This window comes from Aquabacterium sp., from assembly GCF_016234775.1.
Taxonomy (GTDB): Bacteria; Pseudomonadota; Gammaproteobacteria; order Burkholderiales; family Burkholderiaceae_C; genus Aquabacterium.
This window is the reverse complement of the sequence record NZ_JACRAH010000001.1, coordinates 1-18,482: the sequence shown is the minus strand read 5'-3', so window position 1 is coordinate 18,482 and position 18,482 is coordinate 1. Positions and strand designations below refer to the sequence as shown.

At 63.2% G+C, this 18,482-nt stretch carries 19 protein-coding genes; 5 read left to right on the top strand and 14 right to left on the bottom strand.

Features of this window, described 5'->3' with window-relative positions:
• Positions 1-18: 18 nt before the first annotated feature.
• Together HY836_RS00095 and HY836_RS00090 are read right to left on the bottom strand one after the other, a co-directional pair.
• A complete protein-coding gene (locus tag HY836_RS00095; protein ID WP_290672106.1) occupies positions 19-1,032 on the bottom strand; it encodes a peptidase U32 family protein in 1,014 nt (337 codons plus the stop codon).
• Between the two features lie 13 nt (positions 1,033-1,045).
• Positions 1,046-1,744 (bottom strand): Crp/Fnr family transcriptional regulator, encoded by a 699-nt coding sequence (locus HY836_RS00090; RefSeq protein ID WP_290672104.1) that lies wholly within the window; start codon positions 1,742-1,744, stop codon positions 1,046-1,048.
• Between the two features lie 249 nt (positions 1,745-1,993).
• Here HY836_RS00090 and HY836_RS00085 point away from each other — a divergent pair, with 249 nt between their 5' ends.
• From HY836_RS00085 to HY836_RS00065, 5 genes are all read left to right on the top strand, one after another.
• Positions 1,994-2,329, top strand: a complete 336-nt coding sequence (locus HY836_RS00085) for a metal-sulfur cluster assembly factor (protein WP_290672102.1) — start codon at positions 1,994-1,996, stop codon at positions 2,327-2,329.
• A 7-nt stretch (positions 2,330-2,336) separates the two neighbouring features.
• A complete protein-coding gene (locus HY836_RS00080; RefSeq protein WP_290672100.1) occupies positions 2,337-3,428 on the top strand; it encodes a hypothetical protein in 1,092 nt (363 codons plus the stop codon).
• Positions 3,429-3,439: 11 nt separating this feature from the next.
• On the top strand, positions 3,440-3,949 hold the full coding sequence (locus tag HY836_RS00075; RefSeq protein WP_290672097.1) for a putative zinc-binding protein: 510 nt from the start codon (positions 3,440-3,442) through the stop codon (positions 3,947-3,949).
• A 122-nt stretch (positions 3,950-4,071) separates the two neighbouring features.
• On the top strand, positions 4,072-5,640 hold the full coding sequence (locus HY836_RS00070; protein WP_290672095.1) for a methyl-accepting chemotaxis protein: 1,569 nt from the start codon (positions 4,072-4,074) through the stop codon (positions 5,638-5,640).
• 9 nt (positions 5,641-5,649) lie between these two features.
• Positions 5,650-6,120 carry a bacteriohemerythrin gene (locus HY836_RS00065; protein WP_290672092.1) on the top strand — a complete coding sequence of 157 codons (471 nt, stop codon included), beginning with the start codon at positions 5,650-5,652 and terminating at the stop codon, positions 6,118-6,120.
• Here HY836_RS00065 and HY836_RS00060 read toward each other — a convergent pair.
• From HY836_RS00060 to narH, 12 genes are all read right to left on the bottom strand, one after another.
• A complete protein-coding gene (locus HY836_RS00060; RefSeq protein WP_290672090.1) occupies positions 6,072-7,223 on the bottom strand; it encodes an acyl-CoA desaturase in 1,152 nt (383 codons plus the stop codon). The two genes, HY836_RS00065 and HY836_RS00060, sit on opposite strands and share 49 nt — an antisense overlap.
• A 162-nt stretch (positions 7,224-7,385) precedes the next feature.
• The gene (locus HY836_RS00055; RefSeq protein ID WP_290672088.1) at positions 7,386-9,314 is read right to left on the bottom strand and encodes a VWA domain-containing protein; all 1,929 of its coding nucleotides are present in this window, start codon (positions 9,312-9,314) and stop codon (positions 7,386-7,388) included.
• On the bottom strand, positions 9,314-10,303 hold the full coding sequence (locus HY836_RS00050; RefSeq protein WP_290672086.1) for a 4Fe-4S binding protein: 990 nt from the start codon (positions 10,301-10,303) through the stop codon (positions 9,314-9,316). The genes HY836_RS00055 and HY836_RS00050 overlap by 1 nt, the downstream gene beginning before the upstream one ends.
• Entirely contained in the window at positions 10,281-11,102 is an 822-nt protein-coding gene (locus tag HY836_RS00045; protein ID WP_290672084.1) for a CbbQ/NirQ/NorQ/GpvN family protein, read from the bottom strand. Before HY836_RS00045 ends, HY836_RS00050 begins: the two co-directional genes overlap by 23 nt.
• A gap of 32 nt (positions 11,103-11,134) precedes the next feature.
• On the bottom strand, positions 11,135-12,565 hold the full coding sequence (locus HY836_RS00040) for a cbb3-type cytochrome c oxidase subunit I (protein WP_290672082.1): 1,431 nt from the start codon (positions 12,563-12,565) through the stop codon (positions 11,135-11,137).
• 18 nt (positions 12,566-12,583) lie between these two features.
• The gene (locus HY836_RS00035) at positions 12,584-13,021 is read right to left on the bottom strand and encodes a c-type cytochrome (RefSeq protein ID WP_290672080.1); all 438 of its coding nucleotides are present in this window, start codon (positions 13,019-13,021) and stop codon (positions 12,584-12,586) included.
• 128 nt (positions 13,022-13,149) lie between these two features.
• Positions 13,150-13,845: a Crp/Fnr family transcriptional regulator gene (locus tag HY836_RS00030; RefSeq protein ID WP_290672078.1), complete on the bottom strand. Its 696-nt coding sequence runs from the start codon at positions 13,843-13,845 to the stop codon at positions 13,150-13,152.
• 208 nt (positions 13,846-14,053) lie between these two features.
• The gene (locus tag HY836_RS00025; RefSeq protein WP_290672076.1) at positions 14,054-14,761 is read right to left on the bottom strand and encodes a carbonic anhydrase; all 708 of its coding nucleotides are present in this window, start codon (positions 14,759-14,761) and stop codon (positions 14,054-14,056) included.
• Positions 14,762-14,767: 6 nt separating this feature from the next.
• Positions 14,768-15,556, bottom strand: coding sequence for a peptidylprolyl isomerase (locus tag HY836_RS00020; RefSeq protein WP_290672073.1), 789 nt, complete (start codon positions 15,554-15,556; stop codon positions 14,768-14,770).
• A gap of 10 nt (positions 15,557-15,566) precedes the next feature.
• On the bottom strand, positions 15,567-16,262 hold the full coding sequence (gene narI, locus HY836_RS00015; RefSeq protein WP_290672071.1) for a respiratory nitrate reductase subunit gamma: 696 nt from the start codon (positions 16,260-16,262) through the stop codon (positions 15,567-15,569).
• Entirely contained in the window at positions 16,259-16,981 is a 723-nt protein-coding gene (gene narJ / locus HY836_RS00010; protein WP_290672069.1) for a nitrate reductase molybdenum cofactor assembly chaperone, read from the bottom strand. The genes narI and narJ overlap by 4 nt, the downstream gene beginning before the upstream one ends.
• Positions 16,982-16,983: 2 nt before the next feature.
• On the bottom strand, positions 16,984-18,482 hold a 1,499-nt coding region (gene narH, locus HY836_RS00005), incomplete at its 5' end, for a nitrate reductase subunit beta (protein WP_290672065.1).

Below are 18,482 nucleotides of genomic sequence, written 5' to 3'. Positions count from 1 at the left end.
CTTATCGGGGCAAGCCCCTTATTGCCAGGGGCGGGAATAGGCGCCCAAGGTGTGTTGCTGCCCTTCGGCCAGGCGCCCCAAGGCGCTGGTCCAGGCGGGTTGCACGCTGAAACGATCAGGCTGGGCCATGCAGGCGTCAATGGCCTGCCGCCAGGTGCGGGTCACCTGCTCGACATAAGCCGCACTGCGCTGGCGGCCTTCGATCTTGATGGCTGACACGCCCGCCTTCACCAGCTCGGGCAGGATGGCCAGCGTGTTGAGGCTGGTGGGCTCCTCCAGCGCGTAGTCCACATCGCCATCGACATCAAAGCGGCCCTTGCACAGCGTGGGGTAGCCACGCGGCTCATCGGCTGCGAACTGGTCGATCAGGATGCCGCCCAGCCGGGCATTGACCTTGTCACCTTCCGCATCCCACCTCACGGCCGATGGCGGCGAGCACACACCGGCCGTATTGGGTGCCTGCCCCGTGGCGTAGGACGACAGCGCACAACGCCCCTCCACCATCACGCACAGGCTGCCAAAGCCGAAGACCTCGATCTCGACATCGGTGTGGCGAATGACATGGGCCACTTGCGACATGGTCAGCACGCGCGGCAACACCGCCCTCTGGATGCCATAGCGTTCGCGGTAAAAGCCGATGGCTTCGTAGTTGGTGGCCGAGGCCTGCACGGACAGGTGCAGGCGCAAGGCGGGGTGGCGCCGCTGGCTGTAGGCCATCACCGCCGGGTCCGCCAGGATCACGGCATGCACGCCCATGTCGGCAGCCATGTCCACCGCATCGAACCAGCTTTGGGGGTTGTCGGCCTGCGCGTAGGTGTTCAGCGCCATCAGCACCTGCCGGCCTCGGTCGCGGGCATAACGCACGCCTTGCCTGGCCTGGTTCAGGTCGAAGTTCAAGCCCGCGAAGTTGCGGGCATTGGTGGCATCTTTCAGGCCCATGTAGACCGCATCGGCGCCGGCGTCCACCGCCATTTGCAATGCACGCAGGGAGCCGGCCGGGCAAACCAGATCCGGCCGTCTTGGGGTGTTCATGTGCTGCCTTTGTTTACTGCAGGTGATAGCGCGACAAGCCCTGCACATCCAGGATGCGGATGTCACGGCGGTCAATGGTGATGAAGCCACCGTCTTCCAGCTCGCGCAACACGCGCGAGAAATACTCGGGGGTCAATGACAGCAGCGAAGCGATCGTCGCCTTGCTGACGGGCAAGGACACGGTCGTGGTCTGCCCGGGCACCACGTCTTCCAGGCATTGGTCGCGCAGCAGGTAGCCAATCACCCGCTGGATGCCCGAGTGCAAGGCGGCCGACTCGACATCCTGCACCAGGCCATGCAGGCGCCTGGAGATACCGGCCAGCATGCGCAAGGCAAACCGCGTATCGTGCGCGATCTCGTCCATCACGGCCTGCTTCTTGACCGTCAGGATCAGGCTGTCGCACAAGGACTGGGCGTTCACGATGTAGGGCTTGCCCGTGAACATCAGCGCTTCGGCAAAAGAGTTGCCCGGGCTGATGATCTCTATGACTTTTTCATGACCGCTGGGTGACAAGGCATACAGCTTGACCTGCCCGCCCATCACCACATGAAAGCCGTCGCAGACCTCACCGACGCGGAAGATTTCGTCGCCGCGCTCGCAACGCCTGAGCACGGCCGACTCGGCAATGCGCCCCAACTCCGCAGGGCGCATCTCGTGGAACAAAGGCAAGACAGACAGATAACTGGGGATGTCCAGACTCGTGGGATGCATGTAATGGACTCCTGCTTGATCAACGATTGGCGGGAATTCTGGAAACACGCAGCCTCCGTGGATTTGCGTTAGCGCAAAGTCCACCAGTCGACCGATACGGGCTTGTGGCGCCCTAGTCCGAAAGGAGTAGACCCGTCGAATGACGCCCAGGAAAAACCACTTGACACACCGCAACTGCCCTGACTAACTCGACCAAAGGGCTTTTTTATTTTTTAACATGACTGCTCCGCGCGCACAACGGATTTCTTCATGACTGACAGCAGCAACATCCCATTCACCGGCGAGGACATCTGGCGCGAGTCCATCACCAAGGCCCTGCGCCATGTGGTCGACCCCGAGGTGTCCCTGTCCATCGTGGATGTCGGGCTGATCTATGGCGTGGACGTGAGCCAGGCGAAGGTGCATGTGCGCATGACCATGACCTCGGCCGCGTGCCCCGTGACCGACATGCTGATCGACGAGGTGCAAGCCGAGCTGGAGCAGATCCTGCCCATGGAGACGGCCATCGAGGTGGAGCTGGTGTGGGAGCCCCCCTGGACGCCCGAGCGCATGAGCGCCAACGCACGACGCATCATGCACTGGTGAGGGGTCGATGCGCAGCAGTTCCATGTTGACCTGGGCTCGCCCCGCCATGATCGCGCTGGTGGCTTTCAGCCTGCTCACCGGCATAGCCGGCGGTTTGATGCGGGCCGGCGTGCCCGTCATCGGGTGGCTGCCAGCAAACTGGGTGCTGCCAGCGGCCAGCCTGCACGCCGCCTTGATGGTCTGTGGCTTTCTGGGCACAGTCATCGGCATTGAACGCGCCGTGGCGCTGCATGCGCCGTGGGCCTTCCTGGCGCCACTGGCGTCGGCGCTGGGCGGTGTCTGCCTGATGTCGGGGCTGGCGTCACTGGGCGTGCTGATGATGGTGTTGGCCAGCGTGGTGTTCGTGCTGGTCAATGTGTTCATCGTCGGCCGCCAGACAGCGCTCCACACCTGCTTGCTGCTGGTGTCGGCCCTGATCTGGCTGCTGGGCAATGTGCGCTTCGCCCACCATGGCCTGGCCAACGGCACGCTGCTGGCGTGGCTGGGCTTTCTGGTGCTGACCATCGCGGCCGAACGGCTGGAGATGACCCGGCTGATGCGAGTGCGCTCATGGTCACGCCCTTTGCTGGGTGTGTGCCTGGCACTGCTGCTGGCCGGCATCGTCCTGGCCGAATGGCAGGACCAGGCTGCCTTGCTGTTGTGGGGCCTTGGGTTGGTGGCACTGTCAGGCTGGTTGATCAGCTTTGACATCGCCCGCCACACGATCAAGGCGGAGGGGCTGAGCCGCTATATGGCAGCCTGCCTGCTGCTTGGCTACGTCTGGCTGGGCGTATCCGGCTTGTGCTGGGTGGGGATGAGCATGGGGCTGGCCACACGCGACGCGGCCCTGCACGCACTCGGCCTGGGCTTCATCGTGAGCATGGTGATGGGGCACGCACCGGTCATCCTGCCTGCCGTGGCTCGCATCAAGCTGCACTTCGATGCACGTTTTTACCTGCCTCTGGCGCTGCTGCATGCCTCTGTCCTTTGGCGTCTTCTGGCCGGCCACAACAATGCAACCTGGCTGGCCCTGGGCAGCACGCTCAATGCCGTGGCCATCGCGGCCTTTGCCTTGACCGTGGTCAGCGCCGCGTGGTCCTGGCGCCAACGCCATCCCTGAAGGAGTTCCACATGCCCCGAGACACCGCGCACCTCGCCCTGGTCTACGCCTGCTCCGGCTGCTCCAGCGCGGCCCAGTTGGCCAACCATCTGGCGGTCAGGCTGGACAGAGAGGGCGATGCCGAGATGTCCTGCATTGCCGGTGTCGGTGGCCGTGTGCCCAGCCTGGTGCGCAAGCTGCAAGACGCCGTGCAGCAGGGCCGGCCGATCCTGGCGATTGACGGCTGTGCGCTGAGCTGCGTGAAAGCCTCGCTGGCACAGCACCAGGTCAAGGCCACGGCGCACCTGCAGTTGGGTCAGCAAGGGGTGAACAAGGCCTACCACGCCGACTTCGACAAGGCGCAGGCCGAGGCCCTGCTCCAGCAGGTGAAAGCACAGGCCCAATCGATGAACGACTTGCATGCACAAGCGAACCACGCCTCAACGGGTGGTGGCTGCGGCGGCAGCGGCCCATGCCGTTGCGCGGGCGAACGGCAAGTTGAGGCAGATCAAGTTCAAGGCCAGGCCTCGCCTCAAGTGTGACGTACGCCCTGCCCCTACCCTCATTGGGGTCAGCCATCGCACCGATCATGCCTGCCATGGCGCACCGACACGGCGCGCATCAGGGGCTCGCCCCGCAGAACATGACCCAACGAGGCACACAAGTGAAACGCGTTTCTTTGAGCATCGGGCAGCGACTTGCCCTTGGTTTTGGCCTTCTGCTGGCCATGCTGGCCCTGGCAACCTTGATTGCCGCACATCAGTTCAACGGCATCAGCCGCATCAACGAACGCATCATCGAGCAGGACTGGCGCAAAGCGGAAGCTGCCAACTTGATCAATGCCACCACGCGTACCAACGCGAGGCTGACCATGGCCTTGCTCATCACGAACGATGCCGGCCAGATCAGCAAGATCAACCAGTCGATTGACCAGAACAAGCGCCTGATCGACGAGGCCATGGCCACCCTGGACCACCTGGTCTACCTGCCCAAGGGCCGCGCCCTGCTCGCAGACATCAAAGGCAAGCGCCAGCACTTCGTGGCTTCGTTCACGAAGGTCCGCAAGCTGGTGGCCGATGGCCAGCGCGATCAGGCCACCGCGGTGATGAACTCCGAAACGCTGGCGGCCATTGATGACTTGCAGGCCCCCATCGCCGCGCTGAGCGAACTGCAAAAACAGATCGTCACCGATGGCAATGCCGAGGCCCAGGCCCGCATCCAAAAGGCGCAGACCCTGATGTACACGCTGGCCGTCTTGGGCGTGCTGACCGGCATCGTGGCGGCCCGCATGATCTCGCGCTCCATCACGCGGCCCTTGAACCAGGCCGTTGACCTCGCACAGCGCGTGGCTGCAGGCGACCTGAGCTCGCAGGTCGACGTGCAGGGGCACGATGAGCTGGCCCGCTTGCTGCGCGCCCTGCAGGACATGAATGGCAGCCTCACCCAGATCGTCAGCCATGTGCGCCAGGGCTCTGACACCATCTCCACGGCCACCAGCGAGATCGCCAGCGGCAACCTGGACCTCTCCCAACGCACAGAAGAGCAAGCCAGCTCGCTGCAGGAGATTGCCGCCTCGCTGGAGCAACTCACCGCCACCGTGCAGCAGAACATGGAAAGCGGGCGCTACGCCAACCAGATTGCCTCGTCGGCGGCCGATGTGGCGCTCAAGGGCGGAGGGGTCGTCTCACAGGTGGTGCACACCATGGAGGCCATCAACGACTCGTCCAGCAAGATCGCCGACATCATTGGACTGATCGATGGCATTGCCTTCCAGACCAACATCCTGGCGCTCAACGCCGCGGTCGAGGCCGCACGGGCCGGCGAACAAGGGCGCGGCTTCGCCGTGGTGGCTTCCGAGGTCCGCAGCCTGGCGGGCCGCTCGGCAGAGGCCGCCAAAGAGATCAAGTCCCTGATCGAGACATCGGTGGGCAATGTGCAGCAAGGTTGCCGCCTGGTCGAGCAGGCCGGCAGCACCATGGACGAGATCGTGGTCAGCGTGCGCCGCGTGGCCGACATCATGGGTGACCTCACCGAGGCCGCTCAGGATCAGTCCGCCGGCATCAGCCAGATCAGCCAGGCCATGGGACAGATGGACCAGGTCACGCAAGGCAATGCCGCCTTGGTCGAGCAGGCTGCAGCAGCGGCCCAGTCTCTGGAACATCAGGCCAGATCGCTGGTTGAGTCCGTGAACGTCTTCAAACTGGAAGATGCCCGACTGCTTAAAGCAGCATGAGGAGCCGACATGGCGTATTTCGAATGGGCCGATGACCTCGTGATCGACCAAGGTCTGATCGACCAGGATCACCGGCATCTGATCGAATTGGTCAACACCTTGCACACGGCCACCAGCCAGGGCTGCGGCCAGGAGGTCGTTGGCCGCCTGCTCCAGGCCCTGACGGCCTACACCCAGGAGCACTTCCAGCGAGAGGAGCAGGTCATGGCCTGCGTGCACTTCCCGCATCTGGCCGGCCACCAGCAGCTTCACCGCCAGTTCATGGCCGATCTGGCGGCATTGCAAAGCCGCTACGAGATGGGCAGCATCGCGACGGCGGCCCAGCTCTCATCGCTGCTGCGCGACTGGTTGTCCCTGCACATCCGCCGATCAGACCGCAAGTTGCGTGAATACCTCCTGCCACGCAGCAAGTGGGCACGCACCGACATCGATCAGGCGGCCTGCCTGTCCGCCACGGCCGCCTTGGGCGGGAACGAGTAGCGCCACATGGCGCCCAGGTAGTTGCGGATGGCCACGCCCCAGCTTGGGTTGCACTTGTAGGCCAGGCCGTACTTGGCGCACACCTGTTTGACCTCCCTGGCCATGTCCGGGTAGTGACGGGAGGGCACGTCCGGAAAGAGGTGATGCTCGATCTGGTAGTTCAAGTGCCCCCACAGGATGCTCATGCGGCGGCTGCCCTTGAAGTTCACCGTCGAGTCCAGTTGCGACAGATACCAGCGCCCCTTGTGCGCCAGCGCATCGTCAGGCTGCAAAGGCTCGGTCAGGTGGGTGGCCTGGATGGTCAGGCTGACCCAGTAGTTGTTCAGCCCATCCACCAGCATGTTGCCCAGCATCACATTGAAGAAGGAGTAGCCCGTGGCCAGCGCCAGCAGCGGCAACAGCAGGTACTCCTTGAACAGCACCCGCCCGACCGACAGCCAGTGGCGACGCTTGAGAGAGGCCGCTTCACCACCAGGGAACACCGGCGCATAACCTTCATTGCCCAGCGGGAACTTGCGCGCACGGTAGTCCTGCCGAAAACCCAGGTTCTGCTGGTTGAAGCCGTACAGCACGATCGGGTAGGCGATGAGCAGGTACATGGGCAACTGCCAGCGGTGGTAGCTGTTCCAGGGCTGCTTGTCGTTCATGCGCAGGATGCCGTGATTGAGGTCCGGGTCCATCTCGTAGACATTGGTGTGCACATGGTGCTGCCCGTTGTGCTCCCGGCGCCAGCCCTCTTCATCCACCGGGGCCTTCCATTTGAAGTTGTGCGAGTGGAACTGCGGGATCTCTGGGAAGTAGTCGTACTGACCATGCAGCACGTTGTGGCCGATCTCGATGGACTCCAGATTGCGGTGCAGCCAGGTGAAGGCCACGCCCAGGGCAAAGGTGATGGGGTCATGGCTGACCCACAGCAGGCCGCGCCCCACTAACTCCGACCACCGCGAGGTGCGGCGCAAGCCCTTGATGTAGGCCACATCCTGCGGGCCGAGTTGATCGCGGTAGCGCTGCCTGATGGCCTGGAACTCGGCTTCGATCTGGTCGTAAAGCGCTTCTCTTTGTGCGCTGGCCTGTGCGGTGTGTTCAGCGAGGGACGTCTTCATCCGGTTCTCTTCGGTGGTCGTACTGCAAAGGGCGGTCACCCATGACCATGCCGCCTCCAGGGGAATGCTAACGAACAGCGTTAAAGCACCCCGCAGTGATTTCCCTCAGACGATCAAGCGCATTGCCCCTTGTTCAGGGGATCACCCGAACGATCCCGCGGCTTACCTGGACAACTGGCCCACGATCTGCGTGAGCCGCGCGATCAGGTCTTGAGGCTTGTGAACCAGCGCATAGCCCTGCTGACCAAACAGATACGGCAAGTAGTCGGCCGCCTGCTCATCGATGGTGATGCAAAACGGATGCAGCCCTGCCGCCCGCGCCGCCTGCACGGCATGGCGGGTGTCCTCCAGGCCAAAGCGGCCTTCGTAGTGGTCCAGGTCATTGGGCTTGCCGTCCGTGAGCAGCAGCAGCAGCCTTTGCTTTTCGGTCCTCAGGGACAGTTGCCTGGTGGCGAAGCGAACCGCTGCGCCCATGCGGGTGTAGTAACCAGGCTTGATGGCCCCCACCCTGTCACGCGTGGCCGGGCCCCAGGGCTCGTTGAAACGCTTGAGCGCATGCACCCGCACGTTGTGGCGCTTGACGGAACTGAAGCCCAGCATCTCGAACGGGTCGCCCAGCCCTTCCATGGCCTGCCCGAACACATAGAGCGCATCACGGATCACGTCGATGACACGCGCATCCTGCGACGCCCACGCATCGGTGGACAAGGACAGGTCGGCCAGCAGCAAGGTGGCCAGGCTGCGCTCGCTGCGCTGTGGGCGGGCGAACACGCGAGGCTCGCTCAAGGTGGCCAAGTCGCCCCCATCTGAACGAGACTCGGCCTGCCAGCGCACCCAGGCATCCATGTCCAGCCGCTCGCCGCTGGTGTGCCCGCCCTGCCAACGCGGCATGGCACGCAGGCTCTCCAAGCGCCGGCGCATGCGCGAGGCCATTGTGCGCAAGCTCGCAGGCACTTGCCATGGCGCCACCACCGTGGGCATGAGCAATTGCACGGCGCAATGGTCCGGCAGGAGGCTGGCCTTGCGGTGGTCCCACTCAGGCAGCAAGATGCCTTGGGCGATCACCTGGTCATCCGCTGCGGCGCTGGGCAAGTCCAGATCGAAACGCACACGCGAGGCCAGCGTCTGCCCACCAGGCGCCACGGACAAGGTGTCCATGTCATTGGCAATTTGTTTGGCGTCTTCGACAGGGTCGTCATCGGTCTGGCGGTTGACGCGCACGAACTCCGTCCACGACAGCAAGGACTCCGCGCGGAAGAACATCATCAAGGCATGCCGTTCATGCGACTCGGTCGTCTGCTTGGCGCGCCGCCGGGCTCCGTCGGTGGGCTTGGGCGCTTGCTCGCCCTGGCCGTCTCTGGCTTGCTCCTCGCGAGCGCGCGCCTGCATGGCCGCCTGAGCCAGCGACACATCCACCCACAGGCAGACGGGTGCGACTTCCTCTGAGCGCACGGCGGGGTCGGCGTCCACAGGGGCGTTGCTGGCGCCCTCACCAACAAGCGGCTGCCCGGTAGACAGCCCGATAGATTGCCTGAGCGCCGATTGCACAGCACGCTCGCAAACGGCCTGGCGCCCCTTCAAGCCATCGGGGTAGGGACGTTGCGCCAGGTGCTGCTCGACCAGGCGGTGATAGCGCGCCCGCCAGCCAGGATACTGGGCCAACAGCGCCGACGTGGCCAGCAGATTGCCCTGGATCCACCCCGTTCTGGCGGGCTCTTCACAGGGGTCTTCACACGCCGCCAGCTGCAAACGCATGGCGCCTTGCCCTGCCAGCCACAGGTACAGCGCCCGATTGAGCTCAGTCTGCTCGAAGATGGCCAGAACCGGCGGCAGGGCCAGGGTCTCGGCATCCAGCGTGGGCGTTGCAAAACGCTCGCCATTGCCCGCGAGCTTCTGCATCAGGCCACGCGGCCCGGCATGCCGCCGCTCAGCGGCCGATGCCAGGCGCCATTGCGGCAAGCCACCCATGGCCCGAAAGACCACAGCCAGTTGCCCGCTCATGTCCTCCAGGCGCACGGCCGCCTGCGGATACTGGCGATCTGCCAGCCGCGTGACGATGCGGTGCCACCATTGGCCAACCCACTCTTCCATCAGCACACCTCCTTGGTGGCCTGTTTGACCTGTGCAGCCTGTTCGGCCTTCTTCTGCCTCAAGGTTTCGCGCACGGCATCCACCCCCACGGCCCAATTCAGCACCGGGCTGCGATCCTGAGCACCTTGGGAGCGATCACACTGGCTCAGGCATTGGCCGCACTGCACGCATGAAAACATCATGCGCTTGATGTCGCGCGGGTGCAGGCGCATGGGGCAGGCGTTGTCGCAGGCCGAGCCCAGTGGCGCGTCGCAGCTTCGGCACTCGCGCGCCCGTTCGCGCCGGAAGGACACCACCATGCCTTTGGGGTTGGCCATCCAGACCAGGCTCTGGAACAGGCCCACCGCGCAGCCGAACCGGCAGAACAAGTGCCGGGCCAACACGAACTCGGCCGTGAAGACGGCGGTGCCGATCCACAGAAAGCGGGCCTCGCCCGGTGTCAACCCACCATGCAGCAGGTGCGACCAGATCTGCCGCGGCGGCAAGAGGTAGCTCAGCAAGGTGATCGCCCAGGTGAAGCCCAGCGCCAGGCTGAGGGCGAGAAACACCGGCCACCAGGCCTTGCGGGGCTGGATGAACGCGCCCACGCTGTTGCGCCGTCGGGTCACATGCTTGTCCCACAGGCTGAACTTGCCGATCGCGCGGTGCAGCGCCTTGTTGAGCAACTCCACCGCAGAAAAGTGCGGGCACAACCAGCCGCAGTACAGACGCCCATAGCGCCACGCCACAGTGAAAAACGCCCCCACGATCAGCACGATGGGCAAGAGACCGCGCCACAGCAGGCTGAGCCCTGCTTGCGTGGCCGAGATCTCACCCCTCATCAGTGCGTCAATGCCCAGTGACCACTTGAAGCCCAGCACCCACAACTGGGTCTGTGTCAGGTCAAACCGAAACAGGTTGAGCACCGGGGCCAGCAGGAAAAAAGCAAAAAAGCCCACCTGCCAACGCAGCCGCCTGCTTTGCAGCTCAGGGGCTGTCAAAGACGCCACGGACAATCTCCATCAGGGCTGCCGCGGTATCGGTGTCATCGGTCAGCGCGTCAACCACGGCTGCGCGGCAGGCCATCTCGACGTCCATGCCGGCGGAGATCAGGCGAGCGGCCATGACCAGCAAACGCGTGCTCGCGGTTTCTTCCAGATCATGGTCCGTCACACGCCGCAGGGCCTGCGCCAGCCTGACCAGGCCGGCAGCCACATCGGCATTGACGCCCGATTCGCTGCGCACGATGTCCTGCTCGACCGCGCTTTGCGGGTAGCCGAACGACAAGGCCACGAAGCGCTGACGCGTACTGGGCTTGAGCGCCTTGAGCAGGTTCTGGTAGCCGGGGTTGTAGGACACCACCAGCATGAATTCAGGCGGAGCGATCAGCAACTCGCCCGTCCGCTCAATGGGCAGCACGCGCCGGTCATCGGCCAGCGGGTGCATGACCACGGTCGTGTCCTTGCGGGCCTCGACCACTTCGTCCAGATAGCAGATGGCACCTTCGCGCACAGCGCGCGCCAAAGGGCCATCCTGCCAGACGGTATTGCCCTGCCCGATGAGGTGCCGGCCAACGAGATCGGCCGCACTCAGGTCATCGTGGCAGGACACGGTAATAAGCGACCGCCCCAGACGGGCAGCCATGTGTTCAACAAAACGGGTTTTGCCACAACCCGTCGGCCCCTTGATCAGCAAAGGCAGCTGGCAGCGCCAGGCGTGCTCGAACAGCGCGCATTCCTGCGCCTGAGGGATGTAGTGGGGCACACCACCGGGTGCGCCCGCCAGTTGCCTGGCACTGAGCATGTCCATGCTGATCTCTGAAAGCAGACGGGTTGGCCTGTTCAGGCACGTTGAGCTGGCACGGCGCGGGCATCGCCGCCACCGGACGCCACCACGGGCTCTTCACCACCGATGAAGAAGCTCAACAGGTAGGTCACCAGGCCCAGCAGGAAGCCCACGCCACCACCCAGGCGGGTCCAGTAGAAGAAGTTCAACTGATCCTGGGTGGCCATGAAGGATGCCGGGTTGGCGGCCATGCGTTGCAGCCAAACCTGCAAGATACCCGCACCGGTGAGCGCCAGCACCATGACACCCATGCTGATGGTCATGATCCAGAAGGACCACATCTCGACACTCTGGGCCCTGGCGCTGTTGGCCACGCGGCCACGCAGCGTCGGCATGGCGTAGCTGATCATGGTGATGACCACCAGCACATAAGCGCCATAGAAGGCCAGGTGGCCGTGGGCCGCCGTGATCTGCGTGCCATGGGTATAGAAGTTCACAGCCGACAGCGTGTGGATGAAGCCCCACAGCCCTGCCCCCAGGAAGCCCATCACCGAGGTGCCCACCGCCCAAAGCACAGCAGCCTGGTTGGGGTGTTCACGGCGACGGCGCTGCACCATGTTGAAGGCGAACACCGTCATCATGAAGAAGGGAATGGGCTCCATGGCCGAGAAGATCGAACCAATCCACTGCCAATAGCCAGGCAGACCGATGAAGTAGAAGTGGTGGCCTGTACCCAGGATGCCGGTCATCAGCGCGAAAGCGATGATCACATACAGCCACTTGTCGATCACTTCGCGGTCCACCCCGGTGGTCTTGATCAGCACGAAGGCCAGCAGCGCGCCCAGGATCAACTCCCACACACCCTCCACCCACAAGTGCACCACGAACCACCAGTACATCTTGTCGCGCACCAGGTTGTGCGGGTTGACGAAGCTGAACAGGAACATGATGGCCAGGCCCCACAGCCCCAGGTGCAGCACCAGCGAGATGCTGGTCTTGCGCCCTTTGAGCAAGGTCATGGTGATGTTGAACAAGAAGCCCAGGGCCACCACGACGATGCCCACCTTGGTTGGCAAAGGCTGCTCCAGGAACTCTCGCCCCATGGTGTTGAGCAGGTCGTTGCCCGTCAGTTCTGCCAGCTTGGCATAGGGCACCATCAGGTAACCCAGGACGGTCAGCGCCCCGGCCACCAGGAAGACCCAGAACAGGACCAGCGCCAGCTTGGGGCTGTAGAGCTCGGTCTCAGCCTCTTCCGGCACCAGGTAATAGGCCGAGCCCATGAAGCCAAACAGCAGCCACACGATCAGCAAGTTGGTGTGGACCATGCGGGCCACGTTGAAGGGAATGGCCGGGAACAGGAAGTCCCCGATGATGTATTGCAGGCCCATGGCCAGACCGAAAACGATCTGCCCCACGAACAGCAGCAAGGCGGCCACGAAGTAATAGGTCGCGACCGACTGCGATTGGTACTTGAGTGTCTTGATCATGATGTTGCTCCGCGTCGGTCAACCTTCGATGTTGGGGGGCCACTTCTCGGTATTGATTTCGCTGGTCCACTTGAGGAACTCAACCATGTCATCGAGTTGTTGGTCATTGAGGTCGAACTGCGGCATTTGCCTGCGGCCGGGCGCGCCAGTGGGCTGCCCCTTGATCCAGGCCTTGATGAATTCAGGGCCACGGCGCTTGTAGACATTGCCCAACTCCGGCGCGAAGTAGGCACCCTCGCCCAGCAAGGTGTGGCAGCCGATGCAGTTGCGCGTTTCCCAGATGTGTTTGCCACGCACGACCGACTCGGTGATGTTCTGCGCGTTGGAGCGCTGCGGTATCTTGCGCTCCGAGTCAAAAATAATGGCCGCAAACAGCAGCACAAAGAACACGGTGCCGCCATAAAAGATATTGCGGGCGGCCTGCTTGGTGAAGCCGCCCTGCTTGCCCTGGGTCATACCATTCTCCTTCTTGTCAAGGGACAGCCTGAGACTAGGGCTCGAAAAGCTTGTTTTCCTTGAAGCGGTTCAAGAAACGGGGCTTTGACCACAGCCACAAGCCCCGTATCGTTCTTCTGACGGATGCCTCAGGCGTAGCTGGCCAGGCGCTGCGCGTCCAGGATGTGGATGTGCCGACGCTCGACCGAGATCAGGCCATTGGCCTGCAGGTCATGCAGGATGCGCGAAAAGTGCTCGGGCGTGACCGACAACAAGGACGCAATCGTGCCCTTGCTGGCCGGCAGCGAGACGGTCACATCCTGCTCTGTGTTGTGCGCCTCACCCACCACGGGCGAATGCAGCAGGTAGTCCACCACCCGCTTGACACCGGAATGCAGGGTCACCGCCTCGATGTCCTTGACCAGGCCATTCATGCGCCGAGACAGCCCCGTGAGCATGCGCATGGCCAGTCCCGCGTTGTGCTCGATCTCATGGACCAGCACATCCTTGGGCACTACCAGCAACTGCACATCGAACAGCACGCTGGCGTTCACGCTGTGCGCCCCATCGCTGAACATCAGCGACTCCGACACACAGCCCCCCGCCCCGATGACCTCCATCACCTTTTCGTGCCCGCTGGGGACCTTGGCAAACAGCTTGATCAAGCCGTCAATGACCAGATACAGCCCCTCGCAGGACTGCCCGGCGTGAAACAACTCCTCACCCCGCGACAAACGCCTGACGGTGGAAGCCGCGGCAATGCGCGCCAACTCTGGCGCGGACATGTCCTTGAACAAGGGCTGACTGCCCAGGTAGGACACCACATTCAGTCTGCGCGAACCCATCATGTTGCTCCTCGTGATCGCATGAACCTGAATTCATTCTGAGCACCCGCGCCAAGCATGGATTTGATGAGGCGCAAATATGCCCAACAGATCTACTGGGGTAATTGGCATCGTTCTTTCGGACGATGCGGTGCGTTCGGGCAACAAAAAGCCCCGCGTCGAGGGCATCGCTGCGGGGCTGGGTGGGAAGACCTGACAAAACCATTTGTCAGGAGTTGCCCCCCGGGTACCAAGAGGCATCCACCTCATTGAAGATGGACCCATTGTCTGGATCGACATCATGGTACGGCCCCGTTCCACTGTGCTCCGCGTGCGAGGCTGGCACAAAGCGGCCAGACTTGACGTCAAAAACGTAGACCTCGCCCTCTTCGATCACGTAGTGCCAACCGTGCAGCGAGATCTGGCGCCGCTCGACGCGCTGGCGCACCATGGGGTAGTCCATCAGGCGCTCCAGTTGCAGCACGACGGAGCGCTGCTCGGTACGGCGCAAAGCCTCTTCGGATACCTGCACCGGCAAGGCCGCCTCGCGGGCCAGGTCTAGCCAGGCCTGCAGGTTCTTGGCCTCGGGCGAGATCTCTTCATACAGCGCCTTCATGGCACCGCAATGAGAATGGCCGCACACGATGATGTGGCTCACATGCAGATTGAGCACCGCGTACTCAATGGCGGCAGCCGTGCCATGCAGGCCATGCAGGCCGTTGTAAGGCGGCACCAGGGCCCCCACATTGCGCACGATGAACAACTCGCCGGGCCCGGTGCCCGTCAACATATAGGGCACGAGCCGGGAGTCAGAGCACCCGACGAACAGGATGGTCGGGTGCTGGCCTTGTTCCACCAAGCGCTGGAACTTGTCCTTGTAGTCCGGGAAGTAGTCGTTATGGAAGCGCCGCAGGCGCTCCAATAAGTGGTCGTCCATGGACGTTTACTGTACCAGTGGGGAGTCCGCTGCGTCCAGATCGACACCCTGCACTTCCCAGCGCGAGGCCAGCACGCGCATGGTCTGGCGCAAGGCCGTGATCCAGGCTTGTTGACGAAGGGATTGCGCCACGGCTTCGCTCACGGCCTCATAGGCTTGGGCTTGACCTGGGTCCCGCGCCAGCACTTCCACCACATGCAGGCCAAAGCGGCTGTGCACCAGGCGGGGCAAGACACCGACATTGGCCGTGCCCTCAGTCTGGCCGAAGAGCTCCTTGGCGAACTCCGGCGCGCAATCGGGCGCGTTGAGCCAACCCAGATCGCCACCTTGCGCGCTGCTGGGGCAGTTGGACAACTGGCGGGCCGTCTCGCCAAAGCGGTTGGGATCGGCGCGCACTTCCAGCAAGGCCTGCTCGGCGCGCAGGCGCAAGGCCTGCACGTCCACGCCGGGCGTCACGGCAAACAGAATGTGTCGGGCCTGAACGCGCTCACCGATGGCGTACTGCGCGGCGTGCGCGGCGTGGTGACGGCGGCAGGCCGCCTCATCAGGCTCAGGCACGCGCAGTTGTTGCAGCAGGTACTGGTCGATGGCTTCGGCAGCGGCTTCGCTGATGACGCCCGCTTCCGGAGCCGGGTCGTCCTCGGCCAGCAAGCCGGCTTCGATCGAAGCCTGACGCAGCAACTCCAGGCTGGCGCGCTGGCGGCGATCGGTATCGGTCAGCAACTCGGACGCATCCGCCAGGACCACGTCGCCCACGCGCAGTGCTGCGGGCATGGTGAGTTCAGCAACTTGCATGCGTGTCTCCTTACAGGCCGATCTTGCGGCTGCGCACCACCTGCCATGGGCGGACCAGGTAACCCACCGAGGCAAAACCACTCCACGCATGCACCAGACGGGTGAAGGGGAAGATGGCGAACAGGCTCATGCCCATGAACATGTGCACCTTGAAGACCATGGACACATCGGTGATAAAGCCCGCTGCATCGCCACGGAAGGTCACCAGATGCTGGGCCCAGGACATCAACTTGAGCATGGTGCCGCCATCGCTGTGCTCAAGAGACAAGGGCACGGTGGACAAGCCCAGCAGCAGTGTCGCCAGAATCCAGAACAGCACGAGGAAGTCACGGCCACGCGAGGTGGCGCGCACGCGCTCGTTGCTCAGGCGGCGGTGGATCAGCAGCAACAAGCCGATCAGGCCGATGCCGCCCAGCGTGCCGCCGGCGATCACGGCCAGCATCTGCTTTTGAGAGGCCGTCACGCCCAGGGCGTGGATGATCTCGGGCGGCGTCAGCATGCCGAAGAAGTGGCCAAAGAACAGGCCGATGATGCCCAGGTGGAACAGGTTGGAGCCTACCCTCAGGGTACCGGTGGCCAGCATCTGGCTGGACTCGCTGCGCCAGGTGTACTGGTCGCGGTCGAATCTGATCAGGCTACCAAGCAGGAAGAGCGCGCCACAGATATAGGGATAGATGCCAAAAACAAATTGATGAGAGAGGCTCATGCTGATGCTCCTCGTTGGGTGGTCGATGCGCTACGGCGCACGATCTGGATGGGTTGGGGCTGGTTCGGGCTTTGCTGGCCTTTGGAGCTGCAACCTGCAAAGGCCTCGGGCTCTGCCCAGCTGGCGTCCATGTCCTCTTCCTCGGGCAGGGCCACGGCCTCGACCGCTTGCTGACCGATCTCCAGGACGGCCGCCAGCACATGCGCATACAAGCTCCTGCGCTTGATCAGCGCCGTGTGAACGGCATTGAGAATGTGGGCGATTTCACCGATGAAGTCGCGCATCTGCGCCGCCGGCAAGGTGGAGATGAACTCCAGCACCACGGGCAGATAGTCAGGCAACTCGCCGCCGACCTTGTCTGGGTCCAGCAGCATGCCGGCCTGCTCGTAAGTCTTGACCAGATCGATCATGGCCGGACCGCGATCACGGGAATCGCCGTGCACATGCTCGAACAAATGCAGCGAAGTGGCACGACCACGGTCGAACAGCTCGACATAGGCCTCTTCCACTTCCATGACGTCCTGATCGACCAGGGACCCCAGCAGCATGCTCAGGCCGCGCAAACGGCCATCATTGACCGCTGCCTCGCCGACGAGCACTTGCTGCAGATCCGGCACCGAGTCACGCAACGCGGCATCCGGATAGCTCAGCAGACGGGCCAGGGCCCGCAGGCTGTAGACCGGCGTGACGCCAGCCTTCCATTTGGTGATGGCGCTCATGCTCAGATCTCCGACTTGATGGGAATGGTGCGCTTCTTCTTCGCGCCAAACAGGCTGCCATCGGTGGCGCCATCCGAACACCCGTTGCCGAAGGTGAAGCCGCAGCCGCCCTTCATGTCAAAGGTGTTTTCCGCGTACTCGCGGTGTGCCGACGGGATCACGAAGCGGTCTTCGTAGTTGGCAATCGCCATCACGTGGTACATGTCTTCCACCGTGTGCTTGTCCAGGCCGACCTGATCCAGCACACGCTTGTTCTCGACGCCGTCCACGTGCTTGCCCCGCATATAGCCACGCATGGCCAGCATGCGCTCCAGCGCGCGGGTCACGGGCATGGTGTCGCCGGCAGTCAGCAGGTTGGCCAGGTACTTGACCGGGATGCGCAACTGGTTGACATCCGGGATTTCGCCATTGATGCCCAGGTTGCCGGTATTGGCGGCAGCCTGAATGGGCGACAGCGGCGGCACGTACCAGACCATGGGCAGCGTGCGGTACTCGGGATGCAGTGGCAGCGCGACCTTCCAGTCCACGGCCATCTTGTAGACCGGGCTGTTGCGGGCAGCCACCAGCCAGGCTTCAGGGATGCCGTCCTTGCGGGCCTGCTCGATCACCTTGGGATCGTTGGGGTCCAGGAACAGATCAAGCTGCGCCTGGTACAGATCGCGGTCATGCTCCACGCTGGCGGCAGCCTGGATCTGATCAGCGTCATACAGCAGCACGCCCAGATAACGGATGCGGCCCACACAGGTCTCGGAGCACACCGTCGGCTGGCCCGCTTCAATGCGCGGGTAGCAGAAGATGCACTTCTCGGCCTTGCCGGACTGCCAGTTGTAATAGATCTTCTTGTAAGGGCAGCCGGAAACGCACATGCGCCAGCCGCGGCACTTGTCCTGGTCGATCAGCACGATGCCGTCTTCTTCGCGCTTGTAGATCGAGCCCGATGGGCACGATGCCACGCAAGCGGGGTTCAGGCAGTGCTCGCACAGGCGAGGCAAGTACATCATGAAGGTGTTTTCGAACTGGCCGTAGATATCCTTCTGGATATCGTCGAAGTTCTTGTCCTTGCTGCGCTTGCTGAACTCGCCACCCAGGATTTCCTCCCAGTTGGGGCCCCACTCGATCTTCTCCATGCGCTTGCCGGTGATCAGGCTGCGTGGGCGGGCCGTGGGCGGTGCCTTGGACTTCGGCGCCGATTGCAGGTGATCGTAGTCGAAGGTGAAAGGCTCGTAGTAGTCGTCGATCTGCGGCAGGTTCGGGTTGGCGAAGATCTTCATCAGCAGGCTGAGCTTGCCACCTTGCCGCGGCTCGATCTTGCCGTTGCCCTTGCGGACCCAGCCACCGTTCCACTTGTCCTGGTTTTCCCATTCCTTGGGATAACCAATACCGGGCTTGGTTTCGACGTTGTTGAACCAGGCGTACTCGACGCCGGGGCGGCTGGTCCAGACGTTCTTGCAGGTCACCGAGCAGGTGTGGCAACCAATGCAGTTGTCCAGGTTCAGGACCA

Excerpts from the sequence above, each read along its gene's own strand:
- HY836_RS00055 (WP_290672088.1), bottom strand. The coding sequence starts at position 9,314 with ATGGAAGAGTGGGTTGGCCAATGGTGGCACCGCATCGTCACGCGGCTG.
- HY836_RS00045 (WP_290672084.1), bottom strand. The coding sequence starts at position 11,102 with ATGGACATGCTCAGTGCCAGGCAACTGGCGGGCGCACCCGGTGGTGTG.
- HY836_RS00035 (WP_290672080.1), bottom strand. The coding sequence starts at position 13,021 with ATGACCCAGGGCAAGCAGGGCGGCTTCACCAAGCAGGCCGCCCGCAAT.
- narI (WP_290672071.1), bottom strand. The coding sequence starts at position 16,262 with ATGAGCCTCTCTCATCAATTTGTTTTTGGCATCTATCCCTATATCTGT.
- HY836_RS00090 (WP_290672104.1), bottom strand. The coding sequence starts at position 1,744 with ATGCATCCCACGAGTCTGGACATCCCCAGTTATCTGTCTGTCTTGCCT.
- HY836_RS00095 (WP_290672106.1), bottom strand. The coding sequence starts at position 1,032 with ATGAACACCCCAAGACGGCCGGATCTGGTTTGCCCGGCCGGCTCCCTG.
- HY836_RS00040 (WP_290672082.1), bottom strand. The coding sequence starts at position 12,565 with ATGATCAAGACACTCAAGTACCAATCGCAGTCGGTCGCGACCTATTAC.
- HY836_RS00075 (WP_290672097.1), top strand. The coding sequence starts at position 3,440 with ATGCCCCGAGACACCGCGCACCTCGCCCTGGTCTACGCCTGCTCCGGC.
- HY836_RS00060 (WP_290672090.1), bottom strand. The coding sequence starts at position 7,223 with ATGAAGACGTCCCTCGCTGAACACACCGCACAGGCCAGCGCACAAAGA.
- narJ (WP_290672069.1), bottom strand. The coding sequence starts at position 16,981 with ATGAGCGCCATCACCAAATGGAAGGCTGGCGTCACGCCGGTCTACAGC.
- HY836_RS00080 (WP_290672100.1), top strand. The coding sequence starts at position 2,337 with ATGCGCAGCAGTTCCATGTTGACCTGGGCTCGCCCCGCCATGATCGCG.
- HY836_RS00065 (WP_290672092.1), top strand. The coding sequence starts at position 5,650 with ATGGCGTATTTCGAATGGGCCGATGACCTCGTGATCGACCAAGGTCTG.
- HY836_RS00020 (WP_290672073.1), bottom strand. The coding sequence starts at position 15,556 with ATGCAAGTTGCTGAACTCACCATGCCCGCAGCACTGCGCGTGGGCGAC.
- HY836_RS00085 (WP_290672102.1), top strand. The coding sequence starts at position 1,994 with ATGACTGACAGCAGCAACATCCCATTCACCGGCGAGGACATCTGGCGC.
- HY836_RS00025 (WP_290672076.1), bottom strand. The coding sequence starts at position 14,761 with ATGGACGACCACTTATTGGAGCGCCTGCGGCGCTTCCATAACGACTAC.
- HY836_RS00030 (WP_290672078.1), bottom strand. The coding sequence starts at position 13,845 with ATGGGTTCGCGCAGACTGAATGTGGTGTCCTACCTGGGCAGTCAGCCC.